Annotated in this window: 13 protein-coding genes; 7 read left to right on the top strand and 6 right to left on the bottom strand. The window is 63.5% G+C overall.

Annotated features, from left to right (window positions below; genetic code table 11):
- The 3 genes from MOV75_RS09235 to MOV75_RS09225 form a co-directional block, all read left to right on the top strand.
- The coding region (locus tag MOV75_RS09235) for a heterodisulfide reductase-related iron-sulfur binding cluster (RefSeq protein WP_247005449.1) at positions 1 to 758 on the top strand (758 nt) is incomplete at its 5' end.
- Positions 759 to 842: 84 nt separating this feature from the next.
- Positions 843 to 1,205 (top strand): histone, encoded by a 363-nt coding sequence (locus tag MOV75_RS09230; RefSeq protein WP_246923388.1) that lies wholly within the window; start codon positions 843 to 845, stop codon positions 1,203 to 1,205.
- 389 nt (positions 1,206 to 1,594) lie between these two features.
- Positions 1,595 to 2,611: a TorF family putative porin gene (locus MOV75_RS09225; RefSeq protein WP_246923391.1), complete on the top strand. Its 1,017-nt coding sequence runs from the start codon at positions 1,595 to 1,597 to the stop codon at positions 2,609 to 2,611.
- A 456-nt stretch (positions 2,612 to 3,067) separates the two neighbouring features.
- Here the strand turns inward: MOV75_RS09225 and MOV75_RS09220 are convergent, their stop codons facing one another.
- A complete protein-coding gene (locus MOV75_RS09220; RefSeq protein ID WP_246923393.1) occupies positions 3,068 to 4,825 on the bottom strand; it encodes an ABC transporter ATP-binding protein/permease in 1,758 nt (585 codons plus the stop codon).
- Positions 4,826 to 5,138: 313 nt separating this feature from the next.
- Between MOV75_RS09220 and MOV75_RS09215 the strand changes: the two genes are divergently transcribed.
- Positions 5,139 to 6,803 (top strand): L-lactate permease, encoded by a 1,665-nt coding sequence (locus MOV75_RS09215; RefSeq protein ID WP_246923397.1) that lies wholly within the window; start codon positions 5,139 to 5,141, stop codon positions 6,801 to 6,803.
- Between the two features lie 139 nt (positions 6,804 to 6,942).
- Complete coding sequence (locus MOV75_RS09210) at positions 6,943 to 7,341, top strand: META domain-containing protein (RefSeq protein ID WP_246923401.1); 399 nt, start codon at positions 6,943 to 6,945, stop codon at positions 7,339 to 7,341.
- 142 nt (positions 7,342 to 7,483) lie between these two features.
- On the opposite strand, the gene MOV75_RS09205 is transcribed toward MOV75_RS09210, so the two are convergent.
- The 3 genes from MOV75_RS09205 to groES all read right to left on the bottom strand — a co-directional run bounded on the left by MOV75_RS09205 (position 7,484) and on the right by groES (position 10,915).
- Entirely contained in the window at positions 7,484 to 8,695 is a 1,212-nt protein-coding gene (locus MOV75_RS09205) for a hypothetical protein (protein WP_246923406.1), read from the bottom strand.
- A gap of 142 nt (positions 8,696 to 8,837) precedes the next feature.
- Positions 8,838 to 10,469, bottom strand: a complete 1,632-nt coding sequence (gene groL, locus MOV75_RS09200; protein WP_246923411.1) for a chaperonin GroEL — start codon at positions 10,467 to 10,469, stop codon at positions 8,838 to 8,840.
- A 149-nt stretch (positions 10,470 to 10,618) separates the two neighbouring features.
- A complete protein-coding gene (gene groES, locus MOV75_RS09195) occupies positions 10,619 to 10,915 on the bottom strand; it encodes a co-chaperone GroES (RefSeq protein ID WP_212080141.1) in 297 nt (98 codons plus the stop codon).
- Between the two features lie 316 nt (positions 10,916 to 11,231).
- Between groES and MOV75_RS09190 the strand changes: the two genes are divergently transcribed.
- Positions 11,232 to 11,753 carry a hypothetical protein gene (locus MOV75_RS09190; protein ID WP_028140096.1) on the top strand — a complete coding sequence of 174 codons (522 nt, stop codon included), beginning with the start codon at positions 11,232 to 11,234 and terminating at the stop codon, positions 11,751 to 11,753.
- 191 nt (positions 11,754 to 11,944) lie between these two features.
- Here MOV75_RS09190 and MOV75_RS09185 read toward each other — a convergent pair whose 3' ends face one another.
- The gene (locus MOV75_RS09185; protein ID WP_246923416.1) at positions 11,945 to 12,724 is read right to left on the bottom strand and encodes a protein phosphatase CheZ; all 780 of its coding nucleotides are present in this window, start codon (positions 12,722 to 12,724) and stop codon (positions 11,945 to 11,947) included.
- A 316-nt stretch (positions 12,725 to 13,040) separates the two neighbouring features.
- On the opposite strand from MOV75_RS09185, the gene MOV75_RS09180 reads away from it, so the two are divergent.
- Positions 13,041 to 13,853: a L,D-transpeptidase gene (locus MOV75_RS09180; protein ID WP_246923420.1), complete on the top strand. Its 813-nt coding sequence runs from the start codon at positions 13,041 to 13,043 to the stop codon at positions 13,851 to 13,853.
- A 617-nt stretch (positions 13,854 to 14,470) separates the two neighbouring features.
- Here the strand turns inward: MOV75_RS09180 and MOV75_RS09175 are convergent.
- On the bottom strand, positions 14,471 to 14,840 hold a 370-nt coding region (locus tag MOV75_RS09175), incomplete at its 5' end, for a DUF2076 family protein (RefSeq protein WP_247005440.1).

Below are 14,840 nucleotides of genomic sequence, written 5' to 3'. Positions count from 1 at the left end.
CTGATGGCAGCCTGGTTGATGCGCGGCGCCAGCACCTGCTGGGCGCAGCCCTGCAGCAGCGCGACCAGGCTGCCATCAGTCTTCTCACCCGCCACGGCATCGAGGTTGTCCTGGTTCGAGACGAGCAGTGCTGCGGCGCGCTGACCCATCACCTCGGCAACGACCAGGATGCCTTGGCTCGGGCGCGGGCCAATGTCGCGGCCTGGCGGAAGGAAGCGGCTGGCGAGGGGCTCGACGCTATCCTGGTGACCACATCCGGCTGCGGCACGGTGATCAAGGATTATGGCTATCTGCTGCGCGAGGACGCTGCATTCGCCGCCGACGCCGCGAAGATGTCCGTGCTCGCCAAGGACATCACCGAATACATCGCCGGCCTCGGACTCGAACCGACTGCGCGACAGGACAACATCGTCGTCGCCTATCACTCAGCATGTTCGTTGCAGCACGGGCAGAAAATCACGACCCTTCCGAAAGAATTGCTTTCCAAGAATGGATTCGTGGTGAAAGATGTGCCGGAGAGCCATTTGTGTTGCGGTTCGGCGGGGACCTACAACATTCTCCAGCCCGAGCTTGCGGGCCGGTTGCGCGATCGCAAGGTCGCCAACATCGCGAGCGTCAAGCCGGACATGATTGCCGCGGGCAATATCGGCTGCATGGTGCAGATTGCCAGTGGCACGTCAGTTCCGGTCGTACACACGATTGAGCTTCTCGATTGGGCTACGGGCGGGTCGCGGCCGGCACTGAATGCGCAAGTTTGAGCTTTCAGAGCCTGAACTTTCCTCCCCGGGTGACGACTGAAGATGCCCGATCGACCATTGTTTGGCGGCAACAGGAGGACCACGATGGCGAAAGCGAAAAAGAAGAAAAGCAAGAAGGCCAAAAAGGCGAAGAAGGCTGTAGCGGCGAAGAAATCCGCCAAGAAGGCAGCCAAGAAGTCTGCGAAAAAATCGGCCAAGAAGTCGGCCAAGAAAGCTTCGAAAAAGGCCGCCCCGAAAAAGGCCGCCAAGAAGGCCGTGAAGACCACGGCCAAGAAGGCCGCACCGAAGAAGGCCGCGAAGAAGGCGGCACCGAGGAAGGCGAAGGCAGCTCCCGCGCCGAAGCCATCAGCACCGGCGGCAGCTCCGGCTCCCGAGCCGGCAGCCGAGACAAGTTGGGCGATGCCTTCGTCTTCTGCGGAAGCGGCACCGGCTGAGGGGCAAGGCTAGGTCCTACCCGGCGTCCGCGATCGACAACAGAAAGGCCGCTGCGGTGACGCTGCGGCCTTTTTGCATCGCCACAAGTCCCGCCGGAAGCGGTCCCTTTCCTGCCCCTGTCTGATTCGTAGCCCGGCTGCCACGCGGCCCGGCTTCTCCGTACTTGCACGGTCCCTCCGTGCACTTTGGAATACAAATTATGTGATCGAGAAGACACACAGGCTGACAACCTTTCGTGGAATCGTCAAAACGCCCAAAAAGTCGGCAGATGCCCGTGATTTTTGCTTCACGGCCCACATCCCTCAATCCAGATTGTCGCAGTAACGCAATTTTGCACGCAGGTCGTTCGCCCGGGGGGCTTCCGGGATCCGACTAGTAAGAACTTGGCGATGGGGATCGAAATGAAAAAACTGGCTTTGTTGGCAACGGCGCTGGCAATGGTGACGACGGGTTCGGCTTTCGCAGCAGACTTGCGCGTGAAGGCATTGAAGGCCCCGCCACCGCCGGCCTTCGATCCCTGGGATATCGCCTTCGGTGGCGCGGTCATGAGCGACTACATCTTCCGCGGCATCACCCAGTCGAACCACAAGCCGTCGGTCTCAGCCTATTTCGAGCCGCGCTACAACGTCACCAAGGACCTCCAGCTCTATGTCGGCGTCGCCGGTGAGAGCATCTCCTTCCCGAACCGCGCCGCCGCCGAGATCGACATCTACGGCGGTATCCGCCCGACCTTCGGTGCGTTCGCCTTCGACATCGGCGTCTGGGGTTATCTGTATCCGGGTGGGACCTGCTATTACGGCGCCCCGATCGACACCGCCGGCAACCCGCTCAGCGCGCAGTGCGCCGCGAACGCCCTGCTCAACGGCAACGTGATGAAGAAGGACGTCAGCTTCTTCGAAGTCTACGGCAAGGTGAATTACACCATCAACGACAACTGGAGCGTTGGCCTCAACGAGTACTACACGCCGAGCTTCCTGAACTCCGGTGCGTGGGGCGACTACGTGTCGATCACCGCCAAGTGGACGGCGCCCAGCACCACGTTCGGCTCCAGCGGCCTCGGCATGTACGTGTCGGGTGAATTCGGCCGCCAGTTCCTGGGCACGTCCGACTCGTTCTACGGCACCGGCTTCGCCGCGCCGGGCTTCGCCGGTCCGTTCCCGAACGGCATCAAGTACGCCGACTACAACACCTGGAATATCGGCGTCGGCTTCACCTACAAGGTCTTCACGCTCGACCTGCGTTACTCCGACACCGACCTGTCGAAGGCGAACTGCAACGCGTTCACCAGCGACTACACGGCAGTCGCCAACGGCAGCTTCAGCAACATCAATCCGACGGGCGTCGGCTCCAACTGGTGCGGCGCGGCCGGCATCGCCAAGCTCTCGTTCGACCTGACGGCGATGACCAACCTGAAGTAGGTTTCCTCCCGCGACCATCTACGAGGGCGGCAGAGCAATCTGCCGCCCTTTTGCTTTGGGGGACGGTGCCTAAAGCATGATTCGGAAAAGTGCGCAGCGGTTTTCCGAAAAGATCATGTTTAAACAACAACCTAGAGCGCGATGGCGATTCATCCCAATCGCGTCGCGCTTTAGCTCAACACGAGGCCGAAACTCGAGGGGCGGGGTGGAGGAAGGCTACGGCGCGCTCAACTCTCGTGTCCCCGGCGCGCTGCGGCGCGTCAGCGCTGCTGCGCAGAACCGGGACCCAGCAAAGCCGACGTCGATTTCCCTCGACGGAATGGGCGCCGGCTCTGCAGCGCACCGGACGATGCTTCGCATCGCCGGGAGCGCTGCGGCTGCGTCCGGGGCAAGAGAGCAGAGATCCTCGCCCGCAACGACGAAGCCGGAATGAGGAGCCCCGTTCCCGCCTGCCTCTCAGCGCGCCGCGGTCGGCTCCGGCCGGGCTGGCTCGCCGGCTTTGCCAAGCACGTGGATCTCGCCGTCCTCCACCAACGCCACCTTGCGGGTATGGAAGGCGTCCAGCGTCGAGCGGTGGCCGATCGAGACGATGGTGGCCTGCGGCAGCTTCTCCGTCAGCAGCCGATAGAGCCGGTCCTCGGACGGCTCGTCCAGCGAGGCGGTCGCTTCGTCGAGGAATAGATAGTCCGGCCCATGCAGCAGGGCACGAGCAAGTCCAAGGCGTTGCTGTTCGCCGAGCGACAATGTCCGGTTCCAGTGACCGTGCTCGCCGAGCCGGTCCGCCAGCCGCTTCATGCCGACTGCGATCAAGGCGTCGCGAATCTTCTCGGGCGGGATGGAGTCGTGCTCGGCCGGGTAGATGACGGCGTCGGCCAGCGGGCCGATTGGGAAATACGGCCGCTGCGGCAGCATCATCAGCTTCGACTTCTCGGGAATGGCGACCGTGCCGGTGCCGAACGGCCAGACGCCCGCAATGGCGCGGAACAGTGTCGACTTGCCTGAGCCCGACGGGCCGGTCACAAGCACCCGCTCCGACGGTTGGATCGTGAAGGCATCGGCTGCGACCAGAGGTGCGCCGTTCGGCAGCTTGACCAGCAATTGCTCGAGCGCGATTGCCTTGCCGGTCGATGGTGCGACGTCGATGGTCGGTTCGAGCGCCGCGCCGTGGGCGGAGCTGACCGACATCTCGAAGCCATCGAGGCGGGCGATCACCGCGCGCCACTCGGCGAGCGAGCGATAGGCGGTGACGAAGAAGGACAGCGCATCCTGCACGCTGCCGAACGCCGAGCCGGTCTGCATCATGTCGCCGAGCTGGATGCGCTTGGCGAAGTAGGCCGGCGCCACCACCACATAGGGAAAGATCGTTGCAGCCTGACCGTAGCTTGCCGTGAACGCGGTCAGGCGCTTGGTCCGGCTCATGATCTCGTACCAATTGCCGATGACGAAGCCGAAGCGCCGCAGGAGATATCCTCGCTCCGCGTTCTCACCTTTCAACAGGGCGATCTGCTCGGAATTCTCGCGCACGCGGATCAGGTTGAAACGGAAGTCGGCCTCGAAGCGTTGCTGCTCGAAATTGAGATTGATGAGCGGGGCGCCGATCCAGTGCGTCAGCCCGGTCCCCAGAATCGCGTAGACCAGCGCGCACCAGACCAGAAAACCGGGGATGAGGATATCGGTGCCGTAGATGTACAAGGGGGCCTTGTAGGACAGACCCCAGAGGATGACGACGAACGAGGCCAGCGTCACGATCGACGACAAAAGGCCAAGGCCGATGGTCAGCGTTTGTTCGACGAAATTCTTGACGTCCTCGGTGATACGCTGGTCCGGATTGTCGGCGGCGTCGCCCTTGAGCTGCATGCGGTAATGCGTGGCGCCTTCGAGCCATTCGCCGAGATAATGTTGCGTCAGCCATTGCCGCCAGCGGATCTGGAGCCATTGGTTCAGGTAGAGCTTGTAGACGGCCAGTGCGACGAAGGTGAAGGCCAGGCCAAGGAAGATCCAGACCTCCTTGACGAACTCCGGCAGATCGTAGGCCTGCAGCGCGCTGTAGAACCGGTTCTGCCATTGATTGAGGAGCACATTGATCGCGACCAGCACCAGCTCCATCGCGACGACGACGGCGAGCAGGCCGCGGCCGACCCATTTGTCCTCCGACCGGAAATAGGGGGCGGCGATTCGCCAAACGATCGCGAGCGTGGCGCTGATGTTCTTCACAGAGCAGGGTCTCCTCGGGAAATGTGCATAAATGCCCTTAGCCAAGGACTTGAAGCCATGGCGGAAAGCGGCGCGCTTAGACTAAAGTCGCAAGTTCTGTAATTTGCGTTGTCTTGTCGCACCCCGCAACCCTAGCATGGCGTTCGACGGCGCGGGGTGGGGTGCTCCGGGATTCGCGAGCTTGTGAGCGGACGGGAACCGCTGCAATCGCGAGGAATTCGCGTCCAGCTCGGGGGTTATCGCTTCCAGCGTCAAGCAGGATCGGCTCTCCACGCGGGCCGTCTGCCGCAAACATGCGTGGGGGAGGAAGATCATGTGGAATCAAGTCTATGATCCGCTGCACAGCCCGGTGCTGTCGACGATTGCGGCGGCAGTGCCGGTCGTCACGCTGCTGGTCCTGATCGCGAGCGGTCGCGTCCAGGCGCATATCGCGGCGATCATCGCCGTGATCGTCGCCAATCTGATCACGATCTTCGTCTTCACGATGCCGGCGAACATGTCGATCCGCGCCTCGGTGCTGGGCATCGTGACCGGCTTCTTTCCGATCGGCTGGATCGTCCTCAACGTCATCTTCCTCTATCAGGTGACGGTGAGCACGGGACGCTTCGAATTGCTCAAGCGCGCCGTCGGCGGCGTCACCGAGGACCGGCGGCTGCAATTGCTGCTGATCGCGTTCTCCTTCGGCGCGTTCTTCGAGGGCGCCTCGGGCTTCGGCACGCCGGTCGCGATCACCGGTGCCGTGCTGATCGGCCTCGGCTTCTCGCCGCTCGCCGCCTCCGGACTGTCGCTGATCGCCAACACCGCGCCGGTCGCCTATGGCGCGCTGGGCACGCCGATCCAGGGCCTGGCCTCGGTCACCGGGCTCGATCCCTACATCCTTGGTGCCATGGTCGGCCGGCAATTGCCGTTCTTCTCGCTGATCGTGCCGTTCTGGGTGGTGTGGGCGTTCGCGGGCTGGAAGGGCATGAAGGATGTCTGGCCGGCGATTCTCGTCACCGGCGTGTCGTTCGCGATCCCGCAATTCGTGATCTCCAACTTCATCAATCCCTGGATCGTCGACATCGGCGCGTCGCTGATCTCGATGGGCGCGCTGATCCTGTTCCTGAAGGTCTGGCAGCCCAGGCAGCTCTGGCTGTCGCCGGCGTTGCGCGGCAATGATGAATCGGCCGCTACCATGGCCGCGGCAAAACCACTCGACAAGACGCCGCTGACGCAGAGCGAGATGTTCAGCGCGCTGCTGCCGTGGATCATCGTCTGCATCGTGATGCTGATCTGGGGCAACGGCGCCTTCAAGTCCTGGGCGAATTCGATCTTCGTCTGGAACTATCCGGTGCCGGAGCTGCACCAGATGATCAACAAGATGCCGCCGGTCGCGCCAGGGCCGACCAAAGAGAGCGCGGTGTTCGGCTTCACCTATCTGTCGTTCACCGGAACGGGCATGCTGATCGCGGCCATCATCTCAGGCTTCCTGATGGGCGTCGGTCCCGGCAAGCTCATGACCGAGTACGGCCGCACCGTCCGGCTGTGCGCGATCTCGCTGATCACGATCTCGGCGATGCTGGCGATCGGCACCCTGACTCGTCTCTCCGGCGTCGACGCGACGCTCGGCCTCGCCTTCGCCGCAACCGGCGTGCTCTATCCCTTCTTCGGTACGCTACTTGGCTGGCTGGGCGTGGCGCTGACGGGATCGGACACCGCCTCCAACGTGCTGTTCGGCAATCTGCAGAAGATCACATCCGAGCAACTAGGCTTGTCGCCGGTCCTGATGGCTGCGGCGAACTCGTCCGGCGGCGTGATGGGCAAGATGATCGACGCGCAGTCGATCGTGGTCGCCTCCACGGCCACCAACTGGTACGGCCACGAGGGCACGATCCTGCGCTTCGTGTTCTGGCACTCGATCGTGCTGGCCTGTCTCGTCGGTGTGCTCGTGACGTTGCAGGCCTATGTCTGGCCATTCACGGCGATGGTCCTGAAGTAGCAGGGCACGGCCCGGCTTCGGCGCAAATCCCCGCGAGGTTCGCCCCCGCGGGGATTTTTGCATCCGATGTGAGCGAACCTTCTCAATGGCGCCGCCGTCTTATAAAAGGTGCGGCAAATCAGGTCGGTCGAGAGGTCTCATGGTTTCGCTCAAGCGGTTGGTGTGTACGGCGGTTGCAATCCTCGCGATGTCCACGCTCGCGCGTGCCGAGGACGGTTTTCCGTTCGGCACCGAGATGACGCTGGAAGCACTGCCGCAAGCCGGCTCCAAGCGGATTCCGAACATCGAGATCGGTGACCATGGCGAGGTCGTGCTCGAGCTCTGGTGCAAGGGCGGCAAGGGCCAGTTCTCCGTCGCCGGCAACACCGTGATCTTCGTCCCCGGTCAGATCCAGGACCGTTCCTGTCCGCAGGCAAGAGCGCAGGCCGACGACGAGCTCGTTGCTGCGCTCAGCAGCGTCGAGACCTGGAAGCGGCAGGGCGACGTGCTGACGCTGATCGGCCCGAAGTCGCTGCGCTTTCGCACGACGGGGAATTAGCACTCCCTGCGCGCCCCGGACGCGCTGCAACGCGCAGCGTTGCTGCGCAGAGCCGGGACCCAGCCTCCTTCTCCACGATCTCGCTTGCGGCCTCTGGGCCCCGGCTCGTAGCGCTTCGCGCTACGTCCGGGGCACGAGAAGCCTACTTCCACACGGACTTGTCGGCATCCCAGCGCTGACCCTTCAGCTCCTTGGTGAGCGCCTCGATCGAACCGTTGTCATCGGGCTGCTCGCCTTCCTCGTCGACGGAGGCGTCATCGGAGAGATTGAGCTTGGCGCCGCTGCTCTCGTCGGCGGTCGTCGTCGCGGGGCTGCCGATCCAGAGCATGAGCTTGTCGGTCGTGCCGGGCTTGTCGGGCGAGACGAGCCCTGCCACCTCGATCGTGTCGGTGAGCTCGAGCGCGGGGAAATCCTGGTTCGGCCGCTTGAAGACCAGCTTGAGCTTGCCCGTGGCGGGATTGAAGCTTTGCGAGAGCGGCTTTGCCGCCAATGTTCGGCTCAAAACGTTCGTGACTGCGGCCGCGAGCTTGTTGCGGTTGATCTTGTCGCCCTCGCGCCAGTCGGCCGCCGCGAAGCGGATGGTGCGGTCCATTTCGGTCATGCCCGCGGTCCAGCCTGCGGCGGTGACGCCCGGCATCGCCTTGAATTTCGCCAGCAGCGCGCCGGCGCGCTCGGGATCGACCGACATGTTGATGGTCTGCTCGCCCGCGCGCAGCGCGTCGCAGCCGACATTGAGGCTCGCCAGCGTCACCTCGACCTCCTGGCCCCTCAGGCTCTTGAGGAAGTCGGTCGCCGCATCGAGCTTGACTTTGACCGCGATCGCCTCGGGCGAGACGTCGGTGAAATCCTTCGGCTGCGGCATGATGCCGTCGTCGGAGGTCTGGTTGTCCTGAAATTCCTTCTCGCTGAGGTCGGAATTGTCGGGCGAGGTCACCTCGGTCACCACCTGGCCAATGCTGATCTGGCCGCGGAATTCGAAGCTATCCCCGGCCTGCTTGCGCAGCAGCTTGACGCTGACGGGAGCCTTCTCGCTCATGCTCTGCGTGGTGCCCGTCAGCGTTTGGCCGGCGACCTGGAGATTGACGACGAAGCGGTCCTTGCGGTCGGAATTCTTTGCGACGGGATAGCAGACGTCGAGCACGGCGGCCGTGACCGTCTTGCCCTGGCGCGTCTCCTTGAGGATCACGTCGGCATTGCCGTCCATGAGCCCGTCGATCGAGGTGAAATAGCGCGTCTCCACGCCCCCGGGCACCGTGGCCTTGGGTGACAGCTTCATCTGGGCGGAGGCGACCTCCGGCGAAGCTGCAAGCAGAACCGCCAACAGGGCTGTCGAACAAACCAGAAGCGCACGCATCGATGAAACCTCGCGCAATCGAATCGGCGCGCCACCGTAGTGGGTTTTGGCCGTCGGTTGAATCGGAAAGCTGAAGGCAGGGTCTGCAAAAAAGAAGGCCGCCCGGAGGCGGCCTTCGCAACATTGTAATGAAAGGATCGGCTTAGAAGCCGCCCATGCCGCCGCCGGCGGGCATCGCGGGCGGGGCTTCCTTCTTCGGCGTTTCGGCGACCATGGCCTCGGTGGTGACCAGCAGGCCGGCCACGGAGGAGGCGTCCTGGAGCGCGGTGCGCACCACCTTGGCGGGGTCGATGATGCCCTTCTCGATCATGTCGACATAGTCCTCGGTCTGGGCGTCGAAGCCGAAGGTCTCGGACTTGTTCTCCAGGATCTTGCCGACCACGATCGAGCCTTCCACGCCGGCGTTTTCCGAGATCTGGCGGATCGGAGCCTCGAGCGCCTTCAGCACGATGTTGATGCCGGCCTGGACGTCGGCATTGGCGTTGGTGAGACGGCCCACCGCCTTCTTGGCACGGAGCAGCGTGACGCCGCCGCCGGGGACGATGCCTTCCTGCACCGCGGCGCGGGTGGCGTTGAGGGCGTCCTCGACGCGGTCCTTCTTCTCCTTGACCTCGATCTCGGTCGCGCCGCCGACGCGGATCACCGCGACGCCGCCGGCGAGCTTGGCCAGGCGCTCCTGGAGCTTCTCACGGTCGTAGTCCGAGGTGGTTTCCTCGATCTGGGCCTTGATCTGACCGACGCGGGCCTCGATCTCCGGCTTCTTGCCGGCACCCTTGACGATTGTGGTGTTCTCCTTGTCGATCACGACCTTTCCGGCGCGACCCAGCATCTTCACCGTGACGTTCTCGAGCTTCATGCCGAGGTCTTCGGAGATGAGCTGGCCGCCGGTCAGGATCGCGAGATCCTCGAGCATGGCCTTGCGGCGATCGCCGAAGCCCGGCGCCTTGACGGCAGCGACCTTGAGGCCGCCACGCAGACGGTTGACGACCAGGGTGGCCAGCGCCTCGCCCTCGACGTCCTCCGCGATGATGACGAGCGGCTTGCCAGACTGCACCACCGCTTCCAGCACCGGCAGCATGGCCTGCAGGCCCGAGAGCTTCTTCTCGTGCAGGAGGATGTAGGCGTCCTCGAGCTCGGCGGTCATCTTCTCGGGGTTGGTGATGAAGTAGGGGCTGAGATAGCCGCGGTCGAACTTCATGCCCTCGACGATGTCGACTTCGGTGTCGAGCGACTTGTTCTCTTCGACGGTGATGACGCCCTCGTTGCCGACCTTCTGCATCGCCTGGGCGATCATCTTGCCGATGGCGGCATCGCCGTTGGCCGAGATGGTGCCGACCTGGGCGACCTCGGAGGAGGCCGCGACGGGCTTGGCGCGCTTCTCGATGTCCTTGACGACGGCCGCCACCGCGCTGTCGATACCACGCTTGAGGTCCATCGGGTTCATGCCGGCGGCAACTGCCTTGGCGCCTTCGCGCACGATGGCCTGGGCCAGCACGGTCGCGGTGGTGGTGCCGTCGCCGGCGAGGTCGTTGGTCTTGGAGGCGACCTCACGCACCATCTGGGCGCCCATGTTCTCGAACTTGTCCTCGAGCTCGATCTCCTTGGCGACGGTGACGCCGTCCTTGGTGATGCGGGGCGCGCCGAACGACTTCTCGATGACGACGTTGCGGCCCTTCGGGCCCAGCGTCACCTTGACGGCGTTGGCGAGAATGTCGACGCCGCGCAGCATGCGATCGCGCGCGTCTCCGGAAAACTTGACGTCTTTGGCAGCCATTTCTGCAATCCCTCTGGTTTCGTGATGTGTCTATCGCTCGCCTCGTCGCATCATGTCCGGGGGTCCGCAGGTCGAACCCGGTGGAATGATGGATGCCCGGATCTTGGCGACCCGGGCATGACATTCAGCGGCTGTTCAGGCGGATGGCCTTAGGCCAGAACGCCCATGATGTCCGACTCCTTCATGATCAGGAGATCTTCGTTGTCGATCTTGACCTCGGTGCCCGACCACTTGCCGAACAGCACGCGGTCGCCGACCTTGAGGTCGATCGGGGTCAGCTTGCCGGCCTCGTCGCGGCCACCGGGGCCCACGGCGACGACCTCGCCCTGGGATGGCTTTTCCTTGGCGGTGTCCGGAATGATGATGCCGCCCTTGGTCTTTTCCTCGGCGTCGATACGTTTGACCACGACACGGTCATGCAGCGGACGAAATTTGGATTTAGCCATGACGTTTCCCTTTGGAGGCTCGCTTCGGAAGTAGTGGAAGTGGGTGGGGCGGCGCTTCCGTCCATCCCCTATCCCGAGGATCGAACGGCGCGCTTAGCAATCGGGCTTTCCGAGTGCTAATAGTGGGCCCGGAAATATGGCTTGGCCGCGATCCTGTCAAGCAAAGGTGGTTAAGCGATTGGTGAGGCGGATATAGGATGGTGGCATTGGAAACTTGTTCGGGGCGCCGACGTATCAAAGGACGTCATTGCCCCGGCAGCGGTTTTGCGCTTGGCTGCGGGAGGGGTGCGGCCATGGTTTTGTTCGGGGGAATGCCATGATCAGTTCAGCTCACGCGCGCACGGTTGCCAATCTGGCGGCCGCCTCTTGTCTGGCGCTGCTGCTGGGCGCCTGCGGCGGCGGCATGAGCCTGCCGTCCTTCTCATCGTCCTCGCCGCCGCCCGAAGCCGAGCCGGGAGTAGCCCCGGAAATGCCTGCGACCATTCGCGGCGACGAGATCGTCGGCCGCTGGGGTCTGGCCTCGTTCCAGAACCCGGCCGACCGCGCCCGCACCGAGGCGGCCGCGAGAGCCCAGTGCAAGAACCCCTACGTGATCACCGCCGGCTCCTCCGGCGGCGTGATCATGCATCTGGCCGACCAGGCAACGCCCCAGGAGCTGCGGCTGAAGGGCTCGCCGAGCGGCAAGAACTACATCGGACCGGCGGGCCCGACCCCCGGCGAGCAGGACCGCGAAATCATCTCCTTCGACGGCCGCGTCCTGATCACCCGCTTCATCGACAAGGACGCCGCCACCCGCTACGGCAACATGGTCTACGTCCGCTGCGCGCCCAGGGCGTGATTTTCCACCGTCATTCCGGGGCACGCGAAGCGTGAACCCGGAATCTCGATGTGGTGGGCTCCTTGCCTCGAAGCTCCGGATTCCGGGTTCGGTCCTGCGGACCGCCCCGGAACGATAGCGTGAGATGAATCCCAAGCAAAAACGCCGGCCCCAGGGCCGGCGCTTTGCTTTTGTCCGTAATCCGCGTCCGCTTAGTCGAACAGCGCGTCGATGTCGTCCTGCGAGGCGTGGCCGACGTCGCCGGTGAGCTTCGGACCGTTGAGAAGCTTTTCCTCCTCGCTGCGATTGTCCACCTGCGCCGGCACGTGGGACTTGATCGCGTCGACGCCGCCCCAGATGTCCATCATCGCATTGATGTGCTGCTCGATGAACTTCATCGTGCCCATGACCTTGCTGATGCGCTGGCCGGTCAGGTCCTGGAAGTTGCAGGCCTCGAAGATCGAGATGACGCGTTCCTGGATGTCGTCGGCGAGCCGCTTCTGCTGGTCGACCGAGTCCACCTTGGACATTGCGCTGGCGGCCTGGTCGATCGATTCCGCGGCTTCGAGGATCTGCTGGGTCGCCTGCTCGGTGCCGCCGACGACCGCGCCGAGCTCGCCGTTGACCTTGGCCATTTCGCCACCGTCAAAGCTCTTGCCATGCAGCGTCGCGATCTCGCGCTTGGTGCGGTCGATGGCGTCATGGATGAGGTCGAGCTCGACCTTCAGCTTCTCGCACTGCTCGATCTGCGCCCGATAGGTGTCGAGCATGGTACGAGCCTCGGAGAGCTCGTGGGCGGTGGAGGCGTCGATTGCCGCCATGGCTGCGCTTCCCGACAGGGGCACGCTGCCCTTCGCCATCTGGGCGCGGATCGCACGTAGTTCGGCCATGATCTCGCTATGCATCGGGATTGCCTCTTCGGTCACGTCCAAAATCGGCATCTCGCCACCAGCGATATCCTCGACGCGAAAACGTTTGCGGTGAACAGCCATCAAGATACTCCCCCCACCTCACTCACGCGTCTTTGTAGTCAGAAGCGATTTAACACGAAGTTCACAGCCGGAACTGTTGTGCGGCGTCGCGCGACGGCGCGCAAAGAAGCGATTAACCAAGGCCATGCCGCGTTCATCGAAAATAAACGCTGATCGCCAAATTGCCCCTCGGTTGACGACGTGGTGAATCCAAACGACCGATACGTTTACCAAACAAAACGGCTTTTGCTCTTTATTGACCACGTCGAGGGGCGCGGACCAGTCATCAGCTCTCCACGGCGCATGTGATCTAGACGAAACAGTACAGAGTACGTCGATGTTCAAGAAAATGTCTGTTGCGCTGCTCTGCAGCGCTTGCACCTTCATTGCCGGCGCAAACAGTGCCAGCGCCTTCGACAATAGCGTGCCGAACGATCCGCCCGCGGTGCTCTACCAGCCGCATGTGCCGCCGGCGCCAGTGCGCGTCGCATCCAATTCGAATATGGGCGGCGGCTTCATCGAGTTCCTGTTCGGTGACGGCCCCGGCCGCGGCCCGGCCTATGCGCCGGAGCAGCCGGTGTATCAGCAGCAGCCGGGCTATTACGACCAGCGCCGCCTGCCGCCGATGGGCGAGCCGCAGGTGCAAGGCGGATATCAGCAAGGCACGCTCCAGCAGGAGCCAGTCGATCCGCGGCAGCGTCCGTTCGATCCGAGGTTCGAGAAACAATCTGTTGACTATAGCGGCAGGGAAAGTCCCGGCACGATCGTGGTCGATACCCCGAACAAGTTCCTCTATCTCGTCGAGGGCAACGGCAGGGCGATGCGCTACGGCATCGGCGTCGGGCGTCCCGGCTTCACCTGGTCCGGCGTGAAGTCGATCACGGCCAAGCGCGAATGGCCGGACTGGACGCCGCCGGCGGAAATGATCGCGCGCCGCCCCGATTTGCCCCGGCACATGGAAGGCGGCCCGGAAAACCCGCTCGGCGCCCGCGCGATGTATCTGGGCTCGACGCTCTACCGGATCCACGGCTCCAACGAGCCCTGGACCATCGGCACCAACGTTTCATCCGGCTGCATCCGCATGCGCAACGAGGACGTCATCGACCTCTACGGCCGCGTCAATGTCGGCACCAAGGTCGTGGTGATGTGAGGCCTGCGCTCGATGCGAGCCGTCGACTCGGCGTGCCGCGCCGGCTCGTGATGCGCTGCATCGAAGCCGTTGCGTGGGCCGGCGCCTTCCGGCGACGGTCTATGCCCGCTGACGACGCTTCGTCGACCTGCGGCGAGGGGCAACGGAGCCGCGACGGCGCGTTGATGAATGGGAGGCCGCTGCGCGAGCCGAGCGTTTCGACCGCCCCGCCGACAGCTCCGCCTTCCTGACGCGCTCGTGCAGTCCCTCCAACTCGTACAATTCGGTGATGAGATGCGTCGTCACGTCGGCCAAGGTTGCAATGCGGTGCTGAAGAGGACTCATTTTTGAAACCCCGAAGAGGCAGCTACATCGTGTGTGGCATGAGCAACGTGTTCTTCCAGTTGAACACCCATGTCCGAATTTGGAAATCCGGGAGTCTACGTACCGGAATGCGATTTCGTTTTTCTTGGTGAACTGAGGCGCGTCCGGCAGTCAGTGCAATCTCTGGGCGCATTAGTCATACTATATCGTGCGGCTTCTCTGCGAGCTGTGGCTCAGAAGGCGCTCGAGTGGGGACGCAAATGAAAACGGCCGCCCTGGAGGCGGCCGTTTCGCGCATCTACTGGGCGAATCTCTTACGCGTAGTCGCTGTCGCCATCGTCTCCGCCGCCGAAATCGCTGTCGTCGGCCATGTCCACATTGCCGTCATCGCGATTGTCGTCGTAGTTCTGATCGTTGTTGTTGTTCCGATCGTCGTTCGACGCCTGGTCGGAGAAGCCCTGACGGGAATCGCGATTCGAGCCGATGTCGTTGACGCCCGCATCGCGCGCGAGTGAGCCGCCGGACTGGTCGCTGCCGCTCCAAGGGCTTCCACCAGCGCTGCGGTCGCCGAGGGCATTGGTATCGCCGAAGGCCTGCTGGTGCGATCCACCCATCATGCCGCGGATGCTGGACAGCAGCAGCGAACCGCCGACGACGCCGGCTGCGGCCGCTGCCGCCGTGCCG

The organism is Bradyrhizobium sp. PRIMUS42, from assembly GCF_023006515.1.
Taxonomy (GTDB): Bacteria; Pseudomonadota; Alphaproteobacteria; order Rhizobiales; family Xanthobacteraceae; genus Bradyrhizobium.
The sequence above is the reverse complement of the archived record's forward strand: the minus strand, read 5'-3'. Positions and strand labels throughout refer to the sequence as shown.